Below are 20,614 nucleotides of genomic sequence, written 5' to 3'. Positions count from 1 at the left end.
ATCGTGCCGAGAGGCGTGCGTTTAGGCGTGTGCCTCGGCCTGTCCCTTCACGCACTCGCTCACGTGGCGCACCATGCTGTTCGCCAACTCACGTTCCGCCACCAGGACATCCACGCTCTGTTCGCGCCGTAGCAGGGCAGCCTCGTCTTCACAATGGCAACGCACCACGATGTGGATGCGAGGGTTGAGCGTGCGTGCGATCTCGATCATCTTGCGTGCCTGGAAGGCGTCGGGGATGGCGATGACCAGCAGCAGCGCGCGTGCGATGTGTGCCTGGATCAGGACGGCCGGTTCGGAAGCGTCCCCGACAACGGCGTGAATGCCGCGGGTACGCAGTTTTTCCACTTCCTCGCGCTGCTGTTCGGCTACCACATAGGGCTGGCCCTGAGCATCGAGCGCTTCCGCGATATGACGGCCGACGCGGCCATATCCCCCCAGTACGATGTGGCCCGTGAGCGTGTGTGGCGTGACGTCGGAGGGCAGTTCGGCCAGCGGGTCGTCACGTTGTTCCAGTTTGCGAGCCAGTTTCGAGCGTGAGCGGATCCACGTCTGTGCGGGCACGATGGCTGTGAAGACCAGGGGGTTGAGCGCAATCGAAATCAGTGCGCCGGCCAGGATCAGGCTTTGCCCCTCGGTGGGCAGTACGCCGAGCATCACGCCCAGGCCCGCCAGGATGAAGGAGAATTCACCGATCTGCGCGAGGCTCGCCGAGACGGTCAGCGCGGTATTGAGCGGGTAGCGGAACGCCAGCACCAGCAGAAACGCCGCCAATGACTTGCCGAAAACGATGATGGCAACCACGGCGAGTACTTGCAGCGGCTGGTTCAGCAATACGCTCGGATCGAACAACATGCCGACCGAGACGAAGAAAAGTACGGCAAAAGCATCGCGCAACGGCAATGTTTCCTCGGCGGCGCGGTAGCTCAATGCCGATTCGCGCAGCACCATGCCGGCAAAGAATGCGCCCAGCGCAAAGGAGACGCCGAACAGCACGGAGGAGCCGTAGGCAATACCGAGCGCAGCGGCCACCACGCACAGCGTGAACAGTTCGCGCGAGCCGGTGCGAGCCACCTGCCACAGTAGCCAGGGGAAGAAGCGCCGCCCAACGACCAGCATCAACCCGATGAACAGCGCAACCTCTCCGAGCGTGATCGCCAACGTAGCCACCAGCGAATGACCACTTGTCGTCCCAGGGGTGTTGCCGAACACCTGGGCCAGCGGCGGCAGCAATACGAGCACCATCACCATCACCAGGTCTTCCACGATCAGCCAGCCCACTGCGATGCGGCCGTTCGGCGTGGCCAGCGCACCCAGGCTTTCCAGCGCCTTCAGCAACACCACCGTACTTGCGACCGACAGCGACAGGCCGAACACGATGCCGGCCATCAGATCCCAGCCCCACCAGCTGGCCAGCGCCATGCCCATCGCGGTCGCCACGGCAATCTGGACTATGGCGCCGGGCAGGGCGATCTTCTTCACCGACAGAAGGTCGTCGAGCGAGAAATGCAGACCCACGCCAAACATCAGCAGCATGACCCCGATTTCCGCGAGCTGGCCCGCGAGCGCGGTATCCGCCACGAAGCCCGGGGTGAAAGGGCCGATCACGATGCCAGCCAGCAGATAGCCGACCAATGCAGGCAGCTTGAAGCGAACGGCAATGAAACCGAATATCAGCGCCAGGCCGAGCGCGGCAGCAATGGTGGTGATGAGTTCGACGCTGTGGGGCATGGCAGGTGAGCGGACGGAGCTTCAGTGGACACAAAGGGTTTAGTGTACTGGATGCAAATTCATTCCCGATGTGCTTATCGTCGCGCGGTGGCTGGCTCATTCGCGTGTCGTGTCTAGAATAAAGGACGGAGTTATCCTGTAAGAGTCACTTATGACCACAACACTCACCATCGACGGCAACGAAGCCGTTGCCCGCATGGCCTACCTCGGCAACGAGGTGATTGCGATCTATCCCATCACGCCGGCATCCAGTATGGGCGAATGGGCGGACGAATGGGCCTCGCAGGGCCGGTCCAACCTGTGGGGGGCGGTGCCGAAAATCATCGAGATGCAGTCTGAAGGCGGCGCCGCCGGCGCGCTGCATGGCGCGCTCACCTCCGGCGCGCTGGCGACCAGCTTCACGGCCAGCCAGGGCCTGCTGCTGATGATTCCCAACCTCTACAAGATCGCCGGTGAACTGACACCCTTCGTATTGCATGTGGCGGCGCGCACACTGGCGACGCACGCACTGTCCATCTTCGGCGACCAGTCCGACGTCATGGCATGCCGCGCCACCGGTTGCGCCATGCTTGCCGCCAATTCCCCGCAGGAGGCACAGGACTTTGCGGTGATCGCGCAGGCGGCAACCCTGGCAGGACGCATCCCGGTGATCCATTTCTTCGATGGTTTCCGCACCTCGCACGAGGTGGCGAAAATCGCTGCGGTCGATGCGGAAACCGTGCGCGCGATGATCGATGACAGCCTCGTGGCAGCGCATCGGGCACGCGCGCTGTCGCCGGAACATCCGGTGCTGCGTGGTACCTCGCAGAATCCTGACGTGTTCTTCCAGTCGCGCGAGCGCGCCAATCCCTACTACGATGCCTTCCCCGGCATCGTGCAGGACGCGATGGATCGTTTCGGCGAACTCACCGGACGTCAGTACACGCTGTTCGACTATGTCGGGGCCACGGATGCCGAGCGGGTGATCGTACTGATGGGATCCGGCGCCGAGGCCGCACACGAGACAGTCGAGCATCTCGTCGCGCGTGGCGAAAAGGTAGGGGTGCTGAAGGTGCGACTGTACCGGCCATTCTCGCCGGCGACACTTCTGGCCGCGCTGCCGGACACTGTGAAATCCATTGCCGTGCTCGACCGCTGCAAGGAGCCTGGCGCCGACGGCGAACCGCTCTACAAGGATGTGCTCGGCGCGCTGGCGCAGGCTTCGGCAGACGGCCTGCGCAGCATGCCGCGCGTGATCGGTGGCCGCTATGGTCTGGCCAGCAAGGAATTCACTCCAGGCATGGTGAAGGCGGTGTTCGACGAGCTTTCGCAGGGCGTGCCCAAGCCCCCCAAGGGGACTCCGACTTTCGACGGGCTGAAGCCCGTGAAAGGTCGTATGCGCCAGTTCACCGTCGGCATCCACGACGATCTTACCCACCTGTCGCTGCCATGGGACACCAACTTCCGCACCGATGCCTCGCGGCAACTGCAGCATGCCGTGTTCTGGGGGCTCGGCGCCGACGGCACGGTGTCGGCCAACAAGAATTCGATCAAGATCCTCGGCGAGACCACTGACCTGCAGGCCCAGGGCTATTTCGTCTACGATTCGAAAAAATCCGGTGCCGTCACGGTGTCGCACCTGCGTTTCGGTCCGGAATCTATCCGCTCCACCTATCTGGTCGAGCCCGGCATGGCCGGATTCGTCGCCTGCCACCAGCCGATGTTCGTCGACCGCTATGAACTGCTCGAACACGCCGCGCCCGACGGGGTTTTCCTGCTCAACACGCCCGCGCCGCCGGACCAGGTATGGGATACGCTGCCGCAGGCATTGCGCGCACAGATACGGGAGAAACGTCTGCAGTTGTGGACGATCGACGCCTATGCCGTCGCCGCGGAGGCGGGCATGGGACGGCGCATCAACACCATCATGCAGACCTGCTTCTTCGCCATCTCCGGCATTCTGCCGAAGGACGAGGCGATCGCTGCGATCAAGCAGGCGGTCGACAAGACCTACGGCAAGAAGAGCCGCCGGCTGGTCGAGTTGAATTACCGCGCCATCGACACGACCTTGTCCAGACTGCAGCAGGTTGCGATTCCCGCCCAGCGAGCGCCAAGCGTGGCGCCCGGACAGCTTGCCGAAACCGGGATGCCCGTTGCCTATCCGGACTTTGTGCGCGATCTGACGCTGCCGATCTATCACGGCCACGGCGATGCCCTGCCGGTGTCCCGCTTGCCGGCTGACGGCAGTTATCCGCTCGGCACCGCGCAATACGAGAAGCGCAACATCGCGCTGGAAATCCCGGTGTGGGAGGCTGACCTTTGCACCCAGTGCGGCAAGTGCGTATTCGTCTGCCCGCATTCGGCGATTCGTGCGCGCGCGTTCGCGGCCGAGGCGGTCAAGGAGGCGCCGCCGACTTTCAAGCACGTGCCGGCGAAGAGCAAGGAGTTCCCTGCCGGGACCCACATCAGTTATCAGGTGGCGGCGGAAGACTGCACCGGCTGCGGCGACTGCGTCGAAGCCTGCCCGATCCACGACAAGTCGAACGTATCCCGCCGGGCCGTGAACATGGCGCCGGTTGCGCCGCTGCGCGAGCAGGAACGCGACAACTTCGCCTTCTTCCTGCGCCTGCCCGAGTTCGATCGTACCGCGGTGAAGCACAACACCATCCCGGGTGCCATGCTGCTCGATCCGCTGTTCGAGTTCTCCGGAGCCTGCGCCGGTTGTGGCGAGACGCCCTACATCCGCCTCGCCACCCAGTTGTTCGGCGACCATATGCTGGTCGCCAATGCCACCGGCTGCTCGTCGATATACGGCGGCAACCTGCCGAGCACGCCCTACACGGTGAACGGCGCCGGGCGCGGTCCGGCGTGGAGCAATTCTCTGTTCGAGGACAACGCCGAATTCGGCCTCGGCATGCGGCTGGCGGCCGACCAGTTGATGGGCTACGCACAGCAACTGGTCAAGGAAATGGCCACGGAGATCGGTGGCGATCTTGCCGACGCACTCGTCACAGCCGACCAGCGCGAGGAGGCGGAGATCGTCGCGCAGCGCCAACGTGTGGCACGGCTTCTCGAAAAACTGGTGTCTTCGCGGCACCCACGCGCGCAGGCGCTCGCCAGCGTCGCCGAATGGTTGATCCGCCGCTCGGTATGGATCATCGGCGGCGACGGCTGGGCCTACGACATCGGCTACGGCGGCCTCGACCACGTGCTCGCGCTGCCCTACGATGTCAACATCCTGGTACTCGATACCGAGGTCTATTCCAACACCGGCGGTCAGACCTCCAAGGCCACGCCGATCGGTGCGGTCGCAAAGTTCTCCGCCGGTGGCAAGGCCACTGCGAAAAAGGACCTCGCCAAAATCGCCACCGATTATGGCCACGTGTATGTGGCGACGGCAGCGTATGGCGCCAAGGACGTGCAGACCCTGCGCGTGTTCCACGAAGCCGAGTCGTATGCCGGTCCCTCGCTCATCGTCGCCTACAGTCCCTGCATCGCCCATGGCTATGACATGCTCTACAACCAGCGCCAGCAGGAGCTTGCGGTGAAAAGCGGACACTGGCCACTCATCCGCTTCGACCCGCGACTGGCGGAAACCGGTGCCAACCCCTTCAGGCTTGACTCCGCGGCGCCCAGCCAACCGGTCAAGGTCTTCATGGAATCGGAGACCCGCTTCGCCATGTTGCAGCGCAGCCATCCCGAGGCAGCGCTGCACTTCCTGGAGCAGGCCCAGCAGGAAGCCGACCGGCGCTACAAGGCCTATCAGGACATGGCGCTGCGCCAAGACCGCCCGGAGGGCGAGCACCCTGAAGGTCATAAAGATCTGGCGGCGTGCCCTTCGCGGGTGCAGGGCCATGCCGACGAATCCAAATCCGGAGCCTGACATGATCGACCTCTCCACCGACTACCTCGGTCTCACGCTCAAGAATCCGCTGGTGCCATCGGCCTCGCCGCTGTCGCGCAGTTTCGACACCGCGCTGCGACTGGAAGATGCCGGTGCCGCCGCACTGGTGATGTATTCCCTGTTCGAGGAAGAACTGCGGGCGGAGGACGCGATGATGGATCGCTTTCTGCTGCACAGAGGACTTGGGTGCAGCGAAGCGGAGGATGGCTTCCTGCCCGACCTGGGTGAAGTCCAAGGCGGGCTCGAGCGCTACCTGACGCACCTGCACCAGCTCAAGCGACGCCTGGAGATTCCCGTGGTGGCGAGCCTCAATGGCGTGTCGCCGTCGGGCTGGGTAGAACTCGGGCGTGCACTGGAACAGGCCGGCGCCGATGCGCTCGAACTCAACGTCTATCATGTCGCCGCCGACATGCACGCTGCCGGCGAGGCTGTCGAGGCGCGTTACATCGATCTGCTGACCGCACTGCGTCGCGTGGTGAGCCTGCCCATCGTCATGAAGCTGTCACCTTTCTTTTCGTCGCTGCCGCATTTCGTGCGCCAACTCGAAGCGGCCGGTGCGAACGGCGTCGCCGTCTTCAATCGCTTCTACCAGCCCGATATCGACCTCGACGAGATGCGCATGACCGACCAGCTGCATCTCTCGTCGGCCGAAGAGGCCCTGTTGCGCATCCGCTGGATCGCCATCTTGTACGGCCGCACTCGCCTGACGCTTGCCGCCACCGGCGGCGTCCATAGCGAGAGTGAGGCGCTGAAACTCTTATTGGCCGGCGCCGACGTCGTGCACCTGGCCTCCTGCCTGCTGCAGCATGGTCCCGACAAGCTGACCGGGATTCTCGCGGCGATGCAGAACTGGATGGAGGAAAAGGAATATGCCTCGATCGCCCAGTTGAAAGGCAGCATGAGCCAGAAGAACCTGCCCGATCCCTCGCTCGTCGCGCGTGCGAGCTACCTGCGCGTGCTGGACAGTTTTACCCCGCGGCCGGGTGTCTGGTCCTGAGCGGATGCCGGCGCCATGTCAAGAAGAGTAATGCCTGGTTGAACACGCCCTGGTCAGCCTCAGTGCCGTCGTCATGCTTGGCATCGTCGCCGGTGAAGGAGTTTCGCGCCATTGGCCACGTGGTGGCCTGGCTGGTCACGCTGGGAGCGGGTATCACCTGGGCCATCGACACGCTGGCGGCGCACTGGACACTCGGGCTCGACTGGCCCTGGCGATCCTGCTGGGCGCATTGATCCTGGGGCTGTGCCTGAAACGGGACCTGATTCCGGATTCCCTGCAAAACCCGGTGGCCGTCATGTTCGTCGTCGCGGTCTTTACCGGCGCCCACCTGCTGCAATCCAAGTCGGGTTTGCTGGCCGTGACGATCATGGGATTTGCCATGGCCAACCAGAAAGTCGTCCCGATTCATCACATCGTCGAATTCAAGGAAAACCTGCGGGTACTGCTGATCACGGGCGTATTCATCCTGCTGGCCGCCCACCTCCAGCCATCAGGCCTCGACCAGATCGGGATCGCCAGTTTCGCGTTTTTCCTGGTCCTGGTGTTCATTGCGCGGCCGGCCGCCGTCTTTGCCTCCACGCTGGGCAGCAAGCCCAGTTTCCGCGAGAAGCTGTTCATATCGTGGATGGCACCGCGCGGCATCGTCGCCCTGCCGTGGAGCAGGTATTCGCACTGCGCATGGAGGAGGTGGGGCTGGAGAATGCCGATGTGCCGGTTCCGCAGACCTTCTTTGCCATCATCGGAACCGTGGCCCTGTATGGCCTGACCGCGCCGCTGGTCGCGCGGCGGCTTGGCCTGGCCAAGGCCGAACCGCAAGGCGTCCTCTTTCTGGGAGGGCGCTTCCGGGTTCGCGAAATGGCCAAGGTCCTCCTGGATGAAGGCTATGCCGTCATGCTGGTGGACAACAGCCTGCACAACGTGTCGGCTGCACGCATGGCCGGCATTCGACCTTTTATGCCAGCATATTTTCCGGCACCGTGCTGGACCGTGTCGAGATCAGCGGGATCGGAAACTCATGGCCATGACCAGCAACGACGATGTCAATTCGCTGGCGGCGCTGCATTTCGCCCCCTTGTTCGGGCGTGCGCCGGCCTACCAGCTGATGCCCGAGGACGAAAAACAGCTTGCGGCCCGTTCGCGTCATCTGCGGGGCCGCTTCCTGTTCGGCAAGGACATGGCGCACGCAGCCTTGACTCAATGGTTCACCGATGAGGCCGTGATCAAGAAAACCCGGTTGAGCGGGGAATTCGGCTTCAAGGAATTGAAGGCCCGTATGGTCCGGTGCAGCCTCTGTTCCTGATGATCGAAGAGGGCGCGCTTCAGGTCTTTACGGTCGAAGAGCGTATCAAGCCGCAGGCCGGGCAGACCTTGGTCAGTCTGGCGCTGCCCGGGAGGAACCGGAGGAACTTGCTGCAGCCGCGGCGCAAGCGACACCGTAAGCCTCGTGTCTATGAGGCATGCGCCTCCGCAATATTTCCTGGCCGGATGGTCCGTGTCCCGGTCAGGGCGAGCCGGGCGGGGCGGAATAGAAACGATAGCCATTGCGCCCCGCCATCTTGGCGGCATACATGGCTTCGTCGGCGCGCGCGACCAGGGTTTCCGCATCGGTACCGTCTTCCGGCAGGATACTGATCCCGATGCTGAGGCCGATCAGGATTTCGCGCGCGCCGGCGGTGATGGGCGTTTTGAATTGGGCGATCAGCTTGTGCGCGATCGCGGTCACCGGCTCCTGCGTGTCCAGCGATTCGATGAGAACGATGAATTCGTCGCCGCCCAATCGGGCCAGCGTGTCCACTGCCCGCACGCAGTGCTGCAGCCGCGCGGCGACCACCTGCAGCACGCGGTCGCCCGTGGCGTGGCCGTGGCTGTCGTTGACGTCCTTGAAATTGTCGAGATCAACGAACATCACGGCGAGCTGCGTGCCGGCCTGCCCGGCTCGTGCAATGGCCTGCTGCAATACATCGAAGAACATCCGCCGGTTGGGCAGACCGGTAAGGGTGTCATGTCGTGACAAATGGTCGAGCGAGCGCCGGTGTTCGTCGAGCACCACCATCTGGTCGCGGATCTGAGTGTGCATATGGGCCACCCCGCGCGCCAGATCGCCGAGCTCGTCCTTGCGATTGAGCGGCAGTTCTCCCAGGTCGCGTCCAGTCGAGACGCGCCCTACTGCCTGCAGGATCAGCTGCAGCGGATAGGTCAGCGCGCGTGACATCCAGAGTGCCAATACGAAGGCGATGGCGCTGAAGACGAACACGATGTTCAAGGTGGCAGTGGCCAGCGTGTGGGTGGGGCGCGTGATTTCCCGCTGCGGCATCGACAGGCCGATGATCGCAAACGGGTCGTCCGACACATAGTCTCCCAGCGGCTGCCGCAGGAAGACCGCTGTCGTGGGTACGGTGGGGTAGCCGCGCAGTGGCGGCGGGTTGTTCAGTGCAATCACCCGGTAGCCGGCTTTGCCTTCGACGATGTCTTCCACGGGCGGAAACACGTCCTGCGCCAGGATGCGGCGGCCGTGCTGGAAGCCGAAGGTCTGCTCGGGATCGGGGTGGATCAGGAAATCACCTTGGGCGTTGGTGAGATAAAGACCCAGCGTGGGCGGCAGATCGGCCTTCAGCAGATCGAAGAGTTCGTTGAGGTCGATATTAATGATGACCAGGCCGTACAGGCGGCCGTTGGAGGCAAATACCTGGCGCGCGACCTGCAGCGTGGGCTGGCCGTGGCCGGTGTAGGCGCCCTGTTCCTGATTGACGAAGATCGGCGAAAGGTAGGTTTCCCCAGGTTTGAGCTTCAGGGTTCGGAACACGTAGGAGAAATGACCTTTTTCTTGCAATGCGGCGCCGTCGACCCGCGTCAGGTCCGTACCATCGCGATCGATCCGTACGACCTCCAGCCCGTGGCGGTCCGCCTGAATCAACCGTATCTGGAAGTATTCGGGCTGGATGGCGAGCACCGATTCGAAGATCCTGGCCAGCTTGTTCCGAGCAGCAATGGCGTGAGAGGACACATCAGGCAAGTCAGCCACGGCCTGGGTGGCTGGCAGTTCTGCCAGCAAGGTGGCCACCTTGGCTGCCTCGCGGATGTTCAGGGTGAGGCGGCGTCCGAGCACGCGCGTCGACGTCAGCATTTCGCGTTCCGCCGCCTCGGCCAGCAGACTCTGGCTCGAGCGGTAGGCGTAATAACCAGTCAGCCCCGAGGCGAGCACGCCCAGCGCTGCCATGAGCAAGGTGATACGGGTACGGATGCCGAGCTTCATTGCAACAGGCTGGATTCGCGCTCGCCAGAGAGGATGCGCTGCCATAGCCGGTTGCGCCAGGCGTCGTCTTCCACTGGTTGAAGCCAGATCACGCGGCCGCCGGCATGCGCGGCGCCGGCAGCCTCGAGCGTGTTGGCCAGCCCCTGGCGTGCGCTCAAGGCCTGGCTGACAGCGGGTTCCAGGGTGTAGTCGATCCAGGCTTCCGCCAATGCCTTGTTGCGCGCACCGCGGCTAACTGCCCAGCAATCGAGCCAGGCCAGTACGCCTTTGCGCGGGACCACATAACCGATGTCGGCGCCTGCGTCGCGCAGCTGCTTGACCTGCTGGCTTCCATAGTTGGCAAACAGCAGGGCGGCGGATTGTTCGCGGAAGAGCTGCGTCGCCTCCTCGGGCAGGTTGTAGAAGGCCAGTGCATTGCGGCGCAGCTCCAGCAGTTTCTTCAGGACCTGCTGCTTGGCGCTAGGCGGGATATGGAACGGATCGAGGCCGAGCGCCAGTGCTGCCAACGAGAAATTATGCGTACTGCCGTCGAACAGCAATACCTGGCCGGCATACCGGGAGTCCCACAGGTCGGCGTATGTGCTCGGGGCGGTCTTGAAACGCCGGCGATCGTAGATCAGGCCCATTTCGGAATAGGTATAAGGGATGGCGTACACTCTGCCGGCACGGGTGATGCCGGGAATGGCGCTCAAAGGCCTGAAGCGGGGCAGTTGTTTGCGGAGGTTGGGAATGTTCTGCGTGTCGATCGGCTGGATGAGGCCATTGTCGATGTAGTGCACCATCTCTGCCGTATTGGCGGCGATGACGTCGAAGTGTGCGCCCTGCCCGGCTGCCATCTTCTCGCGCAGGACGTCGTCGTTGTCGACCAGCGTGACGTCCACATGCACGCCATGGCGCTGCTCGAATATCTTGACCAGATCCGCGTCGGCGTAGCCCGGCCACGCCAGGATGCGCAGCGTTTCCATTGCCAGGGCGGGCTGCGGCATTCCCAGATACACGGTCAATGCGACCCAGATAAACAGGGCACGGCAGCTGATTCGCAAGCAAAGCATGATTGCTCAATAGCGGATGCGCATTGACATTGTTTAGAGTGCAGAGGTCTTCAAATGTATGCGGACGTGCTCCGATTCCCGGGGTGGCCGATTGCCATGGAACTAGCGTCCGTCGTTTCTCCCGCCGGGTGCCACCCGGTGCTCGACGGCAAACACTGCCGCTTCCACCCGTGACGACAGGTTCAGCTTGGCGAGGATGTGGCGGACATGCAGCTTGACGGTGTCGTGACTGATGTCGAAGGTGCGTGCGATGGCCTTGTTGCTTTCGCCGCGCGACAGGTGGGAAAGAATTTCGCGCTCTCGCGGGGTCAGCGCGTCGAGCAGGGAGCCCGCATCCTGGCCTTTCTGGTCATACAGCTTGACCAGCTTGGCGGTCATGGCAGGCGCGACGACGGTCTCGCCGCGCTGGGCGCGCAGGATGGCGTCGACCACTTCGTCGGGTTCCATGCTTTTCAGCAGATAGCCATTGGCGCCGGCACGCAGCGCCCGCGCGAGGTCGTCCTCGGCTTCCGACAGGGTGAGGATGAGGATGGGCAGGTCGAAGTCCTCCGCACGCAACTGTTGCATCAGCGTGATGCCGTCCGTTCCCGGCATGTTGAGGTCGAGAATGAGGACGTCGGGGCGATGCGCCCGCAGCAGCCTGGATACATCGTCCGGATTGCCGGTGAAGGCGGTGACTTCGATGCTGCCGCTCTGCTCGAGCAACTCGGCCAGTCCCTTGCGGAACAGGGTATGGTCGTCGACGAGGATGATGCGGGTGAGGCTCATGCGGGGTGCTCGCTGTGCTGATGGGATGCGGCGCGTTGCGGGAAGACGAGACGGATGACGGTGCCGCCGGCCGGGCTGGATTCCACGCTGAGCCTGCCGTTCAGCTTGGCTGCTCGCTCGCGCATGATGGTCAGACCGAAGCTCTTGCCCATGGTGGACGATTCGTCGTTCTTCTTCTGCACGCCGACGCCGTCGTCGGCGACGTTGACGATGTACTGGCCGTTTTCGAGGTCGAAGGTGATGACGACATGGCGCGCGCGGGCGTGCTTGGCGATGTTGTAGAGCGATTCCTGGATGATGTGGAAGACCTGGATCTCCTCGTCGGGCGATAGCGAGACATCCTGTACCAGATTGAGGAAATCGACGTCGGCATTGGCCTTCTTGCGGAAGCTCTTGGCCATTTCCTGGATCGCCGGCACCAGGCCGCGCGGGTTGATGCGGTCGCGGTACTGTGTGATGAGGTCGCGCAGGTCGGCGTAGGCGAGGTCGACCGCTTCCTCGACGTCGCCCAGATAGCGGTTGGCCTTGGGGTAGTCCTCGTGGCGCATGGCGTCGCTCAATACGGTGAGCCGCATCTTGGCGTAGGCCAGCGTTTGCGCCAGCGAATCGTGGATCTGGTTGGCCAGCATCTGGCGTTCGTTCATCAGCGAGATGCGCATGTTCTCGCGGGTGAGACGGGCATTTTCCAGCGCGATGCCGAGGTGTTCGCTGATCGAGCGGAACAAGAGGCGTACATCCTCGGGGACGGTTTTGCCTTCTTCGAGGAACAGGTTGTAGACGCCCATGACCTGATTCTTGTGCATCAGCGGCACCGCGACCACGGTGTTGCAGCTGTCGCTGAAATAGGCGTCGTTGGCTTGCCGCTTGCAGAAGGCGACGTTGTTCCAGCTGCTTACCGTCACCTCGCGCGCGGCCTTGCCGCATACGCCACAATCGACGCTGACGATGGCTTCGTGCTCGACCAGTTCGGGCGGCAGCCCCACCGAACCGATCAGCCGCAAATGCGTGCGGTCGTCGGTGATGACGCGCACCGCCCCTGCCTGGGCGCCCGCCAGCCGGATCATGGTCGACAGGAAGCGTCCAAGCAGCTGTTCGACGTTGGAGTCGGTGGACAGGCTGGTGGTGATTTCCGACAGCACGCGCAGCGCCGGGATGCTGACGTTGCCCGAATCGGGCGCCGTGTGCTGGATCAGGGGGTGGATGTTGTCTTTCATGGTGCGATCAGAAGACGTAGCTTTTCAGCATATCCGATTTATGCGCGATCCCAAGCCGCCGGGGCGAGTCGGTCGCGAAAAAACCGGCTGATTCGACAGGGTTTTCGCGTCAAAGCAGTTCCCCCTTGATGACGGGAATCACGCGTCCGCCCACACTCACTTCGGGGGTTCCGTCGGCCGTGCCGGCACGCAGCCTCACAAGGGAGGGCCGGTTCATTTCATAGCCCTGTTCAATGCGAAGTGACAGGCTGGACCCGGGGAGAATCGGATGTTGCAGGAGATAGGCGCCGAGGAAGGCGGCCCCGTTGCCCGTCGCCGGATCCTCGCGTACGCCGTGCGCCTCGAAAAAGAACCTGACGCACAGATCATTGCGGGCGTGATGCGTCTCGCGGCAGAACAGGTACACGAGCGAAGGAAAGCCTTGCCTGGTCAATGGCGCGAAGGCGTCGAGATCCAGTTTGCAGCGGCGTAGCGCGTCGAGGCTGCGCAGGGGCACGATCATGGCTGAAATGCCGGCAGTCATCTGCTGGATAGGGGACGTCGTCTCGATATCGTCAGGCGAGATGCCCAGCGCCGCCGCAACGGGTTCGCGGTCGCATGTCGCTCCGGATGTCACCTGAGGTGCCCGAAACCATGCGGTCTCGGCTTCGTCGGCAGCGGCTTCGAACGTGACGGGGACCTGGCCGACCGCAAGATTCAGCCGTACCGGCGCCGAGGAGCCGGGCGCAATCTGTTCCCGGATGACCCAGGCCGTCCCGAGGATCGGGTGCCCGGCAAAGGCGATTTCCCGTGCAGGCGTGAAGATCCTGACTCGGTGGCCGCCATCGCGCTCTGGGGCGTTGTAGACGAAGGTCGTTTCCGAGAAATTCATCTCGGTCGCGATCTGCTGCATCGTTTCGTCGGAGAGGTCGTCGGCGTGGGTGACCACCGCCAGTTGATTCCCGGCGTAGGGCCGTTCTGCAAAAACGTCAACGATGTGGAAAGGGTGCGTCATGGCTGTGCTGCCCAGCAACAATCAACCGGGTAGTATAAAAGCTTTTCCTGCGTGCGGCGTGCCGCTAAAAGCGGATGGCCAAGCCGGTCAGCCACACCGAATCCGCGGCCGGATGGGTCAGGCCCTTGCGATATCCGAGATCGATATCCAGATTCGGGGTGACGGAATAGACCAGCCCCAGCACCATGGAGCCCACGTTGGGATGGCCCGAACGGATGGCGCTGTTTTCCACGCTGGCGTCGCCTACCAGTCTTAGCGATTCGCCCAGCGCGTATTCCGCGGCAACCGAAGCGTGATAAATATGGTTCCGCTCGTCCGTTCCGTCGTGGATGTTGCGCGTATAGCCAAGGTGCACGTGAAAGGTCCAGGGTTCGCCTGCATACGTCATCACGGCGAACAGGCTGGGCGTGACATGTCCCGCGCTCAACCCCTTGTCGTCGTCTCCGGTCGGCAACCCCAGCCCGGGGCGCAGGGCGAAACTCAGTGCGCCTTCATCGTAGAAACGCCATTTGGCGGCAATCTCCATGTCCGAAACCCCCCGGACAGTAGTGTCTGCGCTGGCCAGCCGGTCGGTCTGACGATCATGCGGCAGGGAGGCGATCACGTCGAGGGTGTCCGTGAGGCCAATGGATAGAACGGTATTGATGCGCTGATCGCGTGTGTTGGTGGAGTCGTCTTTCGTGTAGCTGAGATCGTGCGTCAATTCCAGTTGAACATGGCCGGTGCCCTGGGTGCCGGTGTCCTCCGTAAGGAGGGGGTGCGCGCCCAGCGCTGCCACGGGCCATTGGCCGGACATGAGCAATACGAAGAGGCTCACGATTCTTGTTGTTGTCTTCATTCCCTTGTTTTTCCTGCTGAGATCGTTTTTATCGAATGATCTTGGTGTGCCCGCTTCGGAGACAGGCCGTTCCTTGTGTAAAGAATGGGCGTTGGCGGGCGCCGGGTTCATGTGCGGCTCAGGATTGCCGCGTAGTTGGGAATCTGCTTCCTGGAATGTTTTGTCCAGCAATTCGATCCAATGGCTGACCGGTATCGGCGACGCCAGGGCCAGATGGGTCAGACAGCCGATATTGGCCGTTGCGATGGCCTCCGGGCGACTGACCAGCAGGGTTTCCAGCTTGCGCTCGCGCAACGATTCCGAGAGCGTATGCTGCAGGAGAGAGTAGGCCCCTGCCGAACCGCAGCACATGAAAGGATAGCGAACGGGAAGGAGTTTGAACCCGGCGCGCTTCAGCAGTTTTTCGACCACGCCGTTCAGTTTTTCGCCATGCTGCAGGCTGCAGGATGACTGGAAGACGATGCGCCGCGGCTTCTGAGGTGCGGGCAGGGCGTGAAGCGGGTCGTCTTTCCATTCCTCGGCGACGATTTCCGCGATGTCCCGGGTCAGTTCCGAGATGCGGGCTGCCTTGTCGCGGTATTGGGGATCGTCGTGCAGCAGCTGGCCGTATTCGCGAAAGTGCATGCCGCACCCACTTGCAGTGAGCACGAGGGCTTCGGCGCCCGCCTCGATGTGCGGCCACAAGGCGTCGATGTTCTTGCGCATGAAGGCACGCGCTTCGTTCGTCTCGGCCATGTGATGGCTCAGGGCACCGCAACAGCCGTCGCTGGCCGGAATCAGCCGGATTCCGAAACGATCCAGCACGCGTGCAGATGCGGCATTGATGTCGGGCGCGAGGCCGGGCTGCACGCATCCCTGCCAGATCAGCATGCGCCGGCCATGCGGCCGATCGGGCCAGCTGCCGGCCTTGCGCCGCTGCGGGATCCGCGCGCGAAGCTCATCCGGCAGGAAGCGTCGCAGGGCCTGCCCTGTGCGTAGCAACGCCGTGAACCGGTAACGGTAGGGCACCACGGCACGCAGCGCGCGGCGGGCCAGTTTCTCCTTGAGCGGACGGGGGGATTCCTTTTCGACCAGCTCTCGCCCGATATCGAGCAGACGTCCATAGCGGACGCCCTGCGGGCAGCTGGTTTCGCAGGACCGGCAGCCAAGGCAGCGATCGAGATGGAGTTGCAGATTGGCGCTGAGCGTCCGGCCTTCCAGGGTGCTGAGGGAATAGGCCGGCAACTCAAGCATGTCTGGGGTGGGTTCCTTGCCCTCCATGAACTGCTTGATGAGATAAATGCGTCCACGCGGCCCGTCCCACTCGTCGTCGAGCAGCCGGAAGGTCGGGCAGGTAAAGGTGCATTGGCCGCATTGCACGCAGGGAAGCAGAAGCGATTCCGCTTCGCGTCCCCGCTCGGTATCGCGGTAGGGTTCGGCCAGCTCGATTTTCATGCTCGTTCTCCATGTAGAAACTCGTGTTTCACCCGAGGGATTGAAGTCTGGTTCCGAGGTTCGGGCGACGGCGTTTGACAGGGTGGGTTTTCAGTGTGCGGGATCTGCGCTGCGCCTTCGTGATCACTGCAGGCGGTAGCGAGATCGCTCGAGCTCATTTGTCCGTCGCCTTCGGATAATACTATGGGCCAGGCAAAAATGCTTGTCCAAGACCTTATTTCGATCGTGCTAATAGGAATGGATTATGGTGTGTCGGCACGTCATCCGGAAACGTAATTTCCCTGCCGGCGCGCCTGAAACGGCTATTCGCTCGAAGTGGATTCTTCGAGCAGGGAATCGAAATCGGCGCCGAACTCCGCGAGCGCGCTTTTGCTGGCACCGGGGCGGTTATGGCACCAGAGTGTTGCCAGCACGCCAAATGCCGTACAGGCCGGGCTCTTGTAACCAGACTTGCGGCAGATCAGGGTAATCGTGTGGTGCGGCATGTCGGGTTGCAGCATTACCGGATGGAGACCCTGCTGCGAACAGATAATGCTGTGGGGAAGGATGGTGGCAAGCCGGCCGAGGCGGGCGACTTCGACAATGACGCTGAGCGAATTGGTTTCCATCGCGATACGCGGCGTAATCCCATGCTCCAGGCAATACAGGTCGATATGGCGCCGCAGCGCAAAATCGGTGTTGAGCAATACCAGCGACTCGTTTTCCAGTACCTGCGGGCTCAACGATTCGGTCTGGCCGGCGCGGGGGTGCGCCTTGCCGACGGCCAGGTTCAGCGTTTCAGTGAACAGGATATGGGTGTCGATCTCGTTCGAGCGGGCTGCGGTCGAGAGCACGTTGGAGAAAGCGATGCCAATATCGAGATTTCCCTCTGCCACGTTGGCCTCGACGGCGTCCTGCGGCAATTCCCGTGTGCTGACGGTGATTCCGGGATAGCGGGTATTGAAGGATTCCAGCAGAGGGCTGACCAGGTGGTCGGTGATGGGTGTCATCCCCAGGCGAAGCGAACCGCGGCTCAGGTCCTGCAGTTCATGGATGGCCCGCTTTCCTTCGTCCAGTTCGCGCAAGGCGCGACGGGCATAGTGCAGATACACCTCTCCAGCGGCAGTCAGTTGCACCGTCCGTCCGGACCGATCCAGCAATTGCACGTCGAGCAAATCTTCCAGGTGCTTGATCTGTTGCGACAGCGTGGGCTGCGAAACGAACAGCAGTTCCGCGGCGCGCGTGAAGCTTTGCATATCCGCCACCGCGATCAGGTAGCGAATGGAGCGAGGGAAGATGAGATTGCGTTGCATAGCCAAACCTTATAGCACTAATCGGAATAAAGACTTGGAAAACTATAGCCAGTTAGTCCATTGTTGTGAACATACGATTTGTATCGATGTTCCTAAAGACAGAGCAGCAGATCGACATGGCTTTTCATTATGACCGAACCTGCCTGGACGGGGGGTGACCGGTAGTGAATCGGCATATTCGAGAATGTTTATGGACTATCGAGCACGTGTCGTAGTTTGACGTTGATCGACATGCAAGGTTCTGCCACATGGGCGTGCGGCGCAGGCCGGCGCACATGGAAGTGGGGCAGTCTGTCGGTCATTCTGTCTGGATTACTGGTCGTTACCTGGCTGGGGCTGGGCAACAAGATTCGTTAGAGAGTGCACAAAGGAGGAAACACCATGCATATTGAACCAGGTATTGTTGAAGGCGCCAAAATGACACTGAGTTACGCTACGGCGATCGGGGTGTTTGGCTATACGGCGAAGCAGGCATTGAATTCGATCAAACAGGACGGGATCCTCCCCCTGGGAATTCGCAGCCTGATCGCAGCGGCCCTCGTATTCAGCTTCTTCGAGGTCTTTCCGCACTATCCGATCGGTGTTTCCGAGGTCCACCTGATCCTGGGCTCGACACTCTTCCTCATGTTCGGCGCGGCGCCGGCGGCCATAGGTTTGGCGCTCGGACTGTTGACGCAGGGCCTCTTCTTTGCGCCGTGGGATCTGCCGCAATACGGCATGAACATGACGACGCTGCTGGTGCCCCTGTTCGCGCTCAGTGCCATTGCGCATCGCTATATTCCTGAGAAAACGGCTTACAAGGATGTGAAATACAGCCAGTGCCTGGCACTGTCGACCGCCTACCAGGGTGGCGTGGTGGCCTGGGTTGCCTTCTGGGCTATCTACGGCCAGGGCGTGGGTGCCGCGAATCTGGCGCAAATCGGGACGTTCGGTGTCGCCTACATGTCGGTCGTTCTCATCGAGCCGCTGCTGGATCTGGCGATTCTCGCTGCCGTGAAGAGTTTGCATCAGCTTCAGGACAGCACGGTGTTCCAACAGCGTTTCTATCGGGTAGCGGCGGCCCGCGTGGGAAGCTGAACAACGCAATGGGGAGGGCTTCCGGGCAGTTGATGTCCTCCCCGAACGGATCGTTTACGCATTACCCGCACCCATTTGACCAGAGACACAGTTGCCGGGCGGCCCGTCCGTCAGGTCAACGCAAGGAGCAGTACGGATGAATAAAACAGAAATGAAAGAAGCGATCCTCCAGGCCAAGTCCGGGAAAGGCTTGACGTGGGGCGACATCGCCAAGTCGGCGGGCTTGTCCGACGAGTTTGTCTGCTCGGCATGCCTGGGCATGAACCATCTGGAAAAGCCGCAGGCCGATGCGGTGGCCAAGACGCTTGGTCTTGGCGGTGAGATTTCGGCCGCGTTGCAGTGCTTCCCGACCAAGACATGGGATCGTCCCATTCCGACGGACCCGCTGATTTACCGCTGGTACGAGATGCTGAACGTGTATGGCGAGACGATCAAAGAGATGATCAACGAGAAATTCGGCGACGGCATCATGAGCGCCATCGACTTCACCATGAACATCGATAGACAGGAAGACCCGAAAGGCGATCGCGTACTGGTCACGATCAGCGGCAAGTTCCTGCCCTATAAATCCTGGTGAGCGCGTCATGGCTACGCCTCCGAGAGGGCGTTACGGGAGTGAGGTCCCGTTTGCCGTGAAGCTGCCAGAACTGATCATGTGAACAAGCATTCATTGAACATAAGTGTTAGGGCTCCTCAATCCGGTATCTACTCCTCCTGTGCCGGATGTCCTAGGGTTGCCGCCTCCTCGCGAGGCGGCTTTTTTTTATGAATATGCCGCAGGCCATTGTGCTGTGCGGCGACCTGGGCTTCAGCATCGATCCGCCACTCCGGTTGTCGGGAGGGTGCCTGCTTTTCGGATTCGACTGTGTTGGACGATCGGGCTTCGTTTTAAAGATGAGGTGAAGCATGGCTGCGCGTGACCCCCACCGTTTCGTCAATGAACTTGATGAGGCCGCACTCGAACGTCTCGTCGCCCGACTTGAAAGCCGGGCACGTGATGGTGTCTTTGCACGCCTGCTCGACAACTATGTGACTCGACTTGCCTTGCCCCCATCCGTCCAGATCCTGGAAGTGGGCTGCGGCACGGGGGCTGTGTTGCGGTCGATCGCGCGCCGGGACGACTTTTCCGGCAAGGCGCTGGGAGTCGATCAATGCGGCCATTTCATCGATGCGGCGAACGGTTTCGCGCGAAACGAGAAGGTCGATGGACGGATCGCTTTCCAGACCGGCGACGCGCACCGCCTCATGTTTCCCGATGCGACATTCGATGTCGTCATCGCGCACACGCTGATCAGCCATGTGACTGCACCGCTCGCGGTATTGGGCGAGATGGCGCGTGTTGTCCGCCCTGGCGGAACCGTGGTTGTTTTTGATGGCGATTACGCCTCCCTGACCTATGCTTACCCTGACCACGACTTCGGCCGCCTTGTCGACGAAGCTCTGGCGAACGCCACGTTCAACAATCCGCGGATCATGCGCGATCTGCCGAGACTCCTGCCCGAGCTCGGCTTGGAGCTGGCTGACGCCTGGGGCGATGCCGTGGTCGAGATCGGCCAGGCAAGCTATTTCAAGTCGTTTGCCGAGACCTATGTGCCCTATGTCAAACAGGCAGGATTGCTGCCGGAACGCGCGATGGAGGTCTGGCACAACGAGCAGCGTCAGGCAATGGAGAACGGAACATTCTTTGCCGCATGCAATTACTACACTTACATAGCGCACCGTATCTGATCCTATTGTTAAGTCAGCGTGGAACGATCCGGATGGAGATGTGAAAGATATCTATTGGATATTGTTTGGAGAGGGGTGTTTGAATGCCCTGTGACAAACGGGTTTCGATGTGTTCTGAAATGCTGGAATCCAGTCTGCAAGCGGGTCTTGGGCCTATAGTAAAACCCTATGGGGATCATCGGAATTAAGACTTGGAAACCAATAGTTAGATGACGCATAGTTGGGCCATCAAAGATCTGCGATGGAATCCACCGCAACGCAAACATGAAGGTGTAGACCGGAAACGCTTCAGGTTTTTGATGTTGGTAATTTGTAGAAGCCGAGTTGGCGTAGAAGTAAGGCAACCATAAATCGCA

Annotated in this window: 15 protein-coding genes; 7 read left to right on the top strand and 8 right to left on the bottom strand. The window is 61.7% G+C overall.

What is annotated here, in order from left to right:
- Positions 1–21 precede the first annotated feature (21 nt).
- Positions 22–1,728, bottom strand: coding sequence for a cation:proton antiporter domain-containing protein (locus B058_RS0104085; protein WP_018507205.1), 1,707 nt, complete (start codon positions 1,726–1,728; stop codon positions 22–24).
- A gap of 151 nt (positions 1,729–1,879) precedes the next feature.
- Between B058_RS0104085 and nifJ the strand changes: the two genes are divergently transcribed.
- The 4 genes from nifJ to B058_RS17225 all read left to right on the top strand — a co-directional run bounded on the left by nifJ (position 1,880) and on the right by B058_RS17225 (position 7,908).
- Positions 1,880–5,590: a pyruvate:ferredoxin (flavodoxin) oxidoreductase gene (gene nifJ / locus B058_RS0104080; protein WP_018507204.1), complete on the top strand. Its 3,711-nt coding sequence runs from the start codon at positions 1,880–1,882 to the stop codon at positions 5,588–5,590.
- Position 5,591: 1 nt separating this feature from the next.
- A complete protein-coding gene (locus B058_RS0104075; protein ID WP_018507203.1) occupies positions 5,592–6,608 on the top strand; it encodes a dihydroorotate dehydrogenase-like protein in 1,017 nt (338 codons plus the stop codon).
- Positions 6,609–6,681: 73 nt separating this feature from the next.
- Positions 6,682–7,374, top strand: a complete 693-nt coding sequence (locus B058_RS17230; RefSeq protein WP_081616720.1) for a cation:proton antiporter domain-containing protein — start codon at positions 6,682–6,684, stop codon at positions 7,372–7,374.
- Between the two features lie 255 nt (positions 7,375–7,629).
- Positions 7,630–7,908 carry a hypothetical protein gene (locus B058_RS17225; protein WP_157265501.1) on the top strand — a complete coding sequence of 93 codons (279 nt, stop codon included), beginning with the start codon at positions 7,630–7,632 and terminating at the stop codon, positions 7,906–7,908.
- A gap of 201 nt (positions 7,909–8,109) precedes the next feature.
- On the opposite strand, the gene B058_RS16410 is transcribed toward B058_RS17225, so the two are convergent.
- The 7 genes from B058_RS16410 to cynR all read right to left on the bottom strand — a co-directional run bounded on the left by B058_RS16410 (position 8,110) and on the right by cynR (position 17,453).
- A complete protein-coding gene (locus tag B058_RS16410; RefSeq protein ID WP_018507201.1) occupies positions 8,110–9,861 on the bottom strand; it encodes a GGDEF domain-containing protein in 1,752 nt (583 codons plus the stop codon).
- Positions 9,858–10,913 carry an extracellular solute-binding protein gene (locus tag B058_RS0104050; RefSeq protein WP_018507200.1) on the bottom strand — a complete coding sequence of 352 codons (1,056 nt, stop codon included), beginning with the start codon at positions 10,911–10,913 and terminating at the stop codon, positions 9,858–9,860. Before B058_RS0104050 ends, B058_RS16410 begins: the two co-directional genes overlap by 4 nt.
- Positions 10,914–11,015: 102 nt before the next feature.
- Positions 11,016–11,681, bottom strand: a complete 666-nt coding sequence (locus B058_RS0104045; protein WP_018507199.1) for a response regulator — start codon at positions 11,679–11,681, stop codon at positions 11,016–11,018.
- The gene (locus B058_RS0104040; protein WP_018507198.1) at positions 11,678–12,895 is read right to left on the bottom strand and encodes a GAF domain-containing sensor histidine kinase; all 1,218 of its coding nucleotides are present in this window, start codon (positions 12,893–12,895) and stop codon (positions 11,678–11,680) included. The genes B058_RS0104045 and B058_RS0104040 overlap by 4 nt, the downstream gene beginning before the upstream one ends.
- 109 nt (positions 12,896–13,004) lie before the next feature.
- Positions 13,005–13,907 carry a PhzF family phenazine biosynthesis protein gene (locus B058_RS0104035; RefSeq protein WP_211208608.1) on the bottom strand — a complete coding sequence of 301 codons (903 nt, stop codon included), beginning with the start codon at positions 13,905–13,907 and terminating at the stop codon, positions 13,005–13,007.
- Between the two features lie 46 nt (positions 13,908–13,953).
- Positions 13,954–16,161, bottom strand: coding sequence for a glycolate oxidase subunit GlcF (gene glcF / locus B058_RS18465; RefSeq protein ID WP_018507196.1), 2,208 nt, complete (start codon positions 16,159–16,161; stop codon positions 13,954–13,956).
- A 302-nt stretch (positions 16,162–16,463) separates the two neighbouring features.
- Positions 16,464–17,453: a transcriptional regulator CynR gene (gene cynR / locus B058_RS0104025; RefSeq protein WP_018507195.1), complete on the bottom strand. Its 990-nt coding sequence runs from the start codon at positions 17,451–17,453 to the stop codon at positions 16,464–16,466.
- Between the two features lie 381 nt (positions 17,454–17,834).
- Between cynR and B058_RS0104020 the strand changes: the two genes are divergently transcribed.
- The 3 genes from B058_RS0104020 (at position 17,835) to B058_RS17220 (ending at position 20,258) form a co-directional block, all read left to right on the top strand.
- Positions 17,835–18,530, top strand: a complete 696-nt coding sequence (locus B058_RS0104020) for an energy-coupling factor ABC transporter permease (protein WP_018507194.1) — start codon at positions 17,835–17,837, stop codon at positions 18,528–18,530.
- A 136-nt stretch (positions 18,531–18,666) separates the two neighbouring features.
- A complete protein-coding gene (cynS, locus tag B058_RS0104015) occupies positions 18,667–19,107 on the top strand; it encodes a cyanase (protein WP_026240622.1) in 441 nt (146 codons plus the stop codon).
- 329 nt (positions 19,108–19,436) lie between these two features.
- Complete coding sequence (locus B058_RS17220; RefSeq protein ID WP_018507192.1) at positions 19,437–20,258, top strand: methyltransferase domain-containing protein; 822 nt, start codon at positions 19,437–19,439, stop codon at positions 20,256–20,258.
- Positions 20,259–20,614: the final 356 nt, after the last annotated feature.

Origin of the sequence: Thiobacillus thioparus DSM 505 (assembly GCF_000373385.1) — a bacterium.
GTDB classification, from domain to species: Bacteria; Pseudomonadota; Gammaproteobacteria; order Burkholderiales; family Thiobacillaceae; genus Thiobacillus; species Thiobacillus thioparus.
The sequence above is the reverse complement of the archived record's forward strand: the minus strand, read 5'-3'. Positions and strand labels throughout refer to the sequence as shown.

Excerpts from the sequence above, each read along its gene's own strand:
- B058_RS17230 (WP_081616720.1), top strand. The coding sequence starts at position 6,682 with ATGCTTGGCATCGTCGCCGGTGAAGGAGTTTCGCGCCATTGGCCACGT.
- nifJ (WP_018507204.1), top strand. The coding sequence starts at position 1,880 with ATGACCACAACACTCACCATCGACGGCAACGAAGCCGTTGCCCGCATG.
- B058_RS0104020 (WP_018507194.1), top strand. The coding sequence starts at position 17,835 with ATGCATATTGAACCAGGTATTGTTGAAGGCGCCAAAATGACACTGAGT.
- B058_RS0104085 (WP_018507205.1), bottom strand. The coding sequence starts at position 1,728 with ATGCCCCACAGCGTCGAACTCATCACCACCATTGCTGCCGCGCTCGGC.
- B058_RS17220 (WP_018507192.1), top strand. The coding sequence starts at position 19,437 with ATGGCTGCGCGTGACCCCCACCGTTTCGTCAATGAACTTGATGAGGCC.
- B058_RS0104075 (WP_018507203.1), top strand. The coding sequence starts at position 5,592 with ATGATCGACCTCTCCACCGACTACCTCGGTCTCACGCTCAAGAATCCG.
- glcF (WP_018507196.1), bottom strand. The coding sequence starts at position 16,161 with ATGAAAATCGAGCTGGCCGAACCCTACCGCGATACCGAGCGGGGACGC.
- B058_RS0104040 (WP_018507198.1), bottom strand. The coding sequence starts at position 12,895 with ATGAAAGACAACATCCACCCCCTGATCCAGCACACGGCGCCCGATTCG.
- B058_RS17225 (WP_157265501.1), top strand. The coding sequence starts at position 7,630 with ATGACCAGCAACGACGATGTCAATTCGCTGGCGGCGCTGCATTTCGCC.
- B058_RS16410 (WP_018507201.1), bottom strand. The coding sequence starts at position 9,861 with ATGAAGCTCGGCATCCGTACCCGTATCACCTTGCTCATGGCAGCGCTG.
- cynS (WP_026240622.1), top strand. The coding sequence starts at position 18,667 with ATGAATAAAACAGAAATGAAAGAAGCGATCCTCCAGGCCAAGTCCGGG.
- B058_RS0104045 (WP_018507199.1), bottom strand. The coding sequence starts at position 11,681 with ATGAGCCTCACCCGCATCATCCTCGTCGACGACCATACCCTGTTCCGC.
- cynR (WP_018507195.1), bottom strand. The coding sequence starts at position 17,453 with ATGCAACGCAATCTCATCTTCCCTCGCTCCATTCGCTACCTGATCGCG.
- B058_RS0104050 (WP_018507200.1), bottom strand. The coding sequence starts at position 10,913 with ATGCTTTGCTTGCGAATCAGCTGCCGTGCCCTGTTTATCTGGGTCGCA.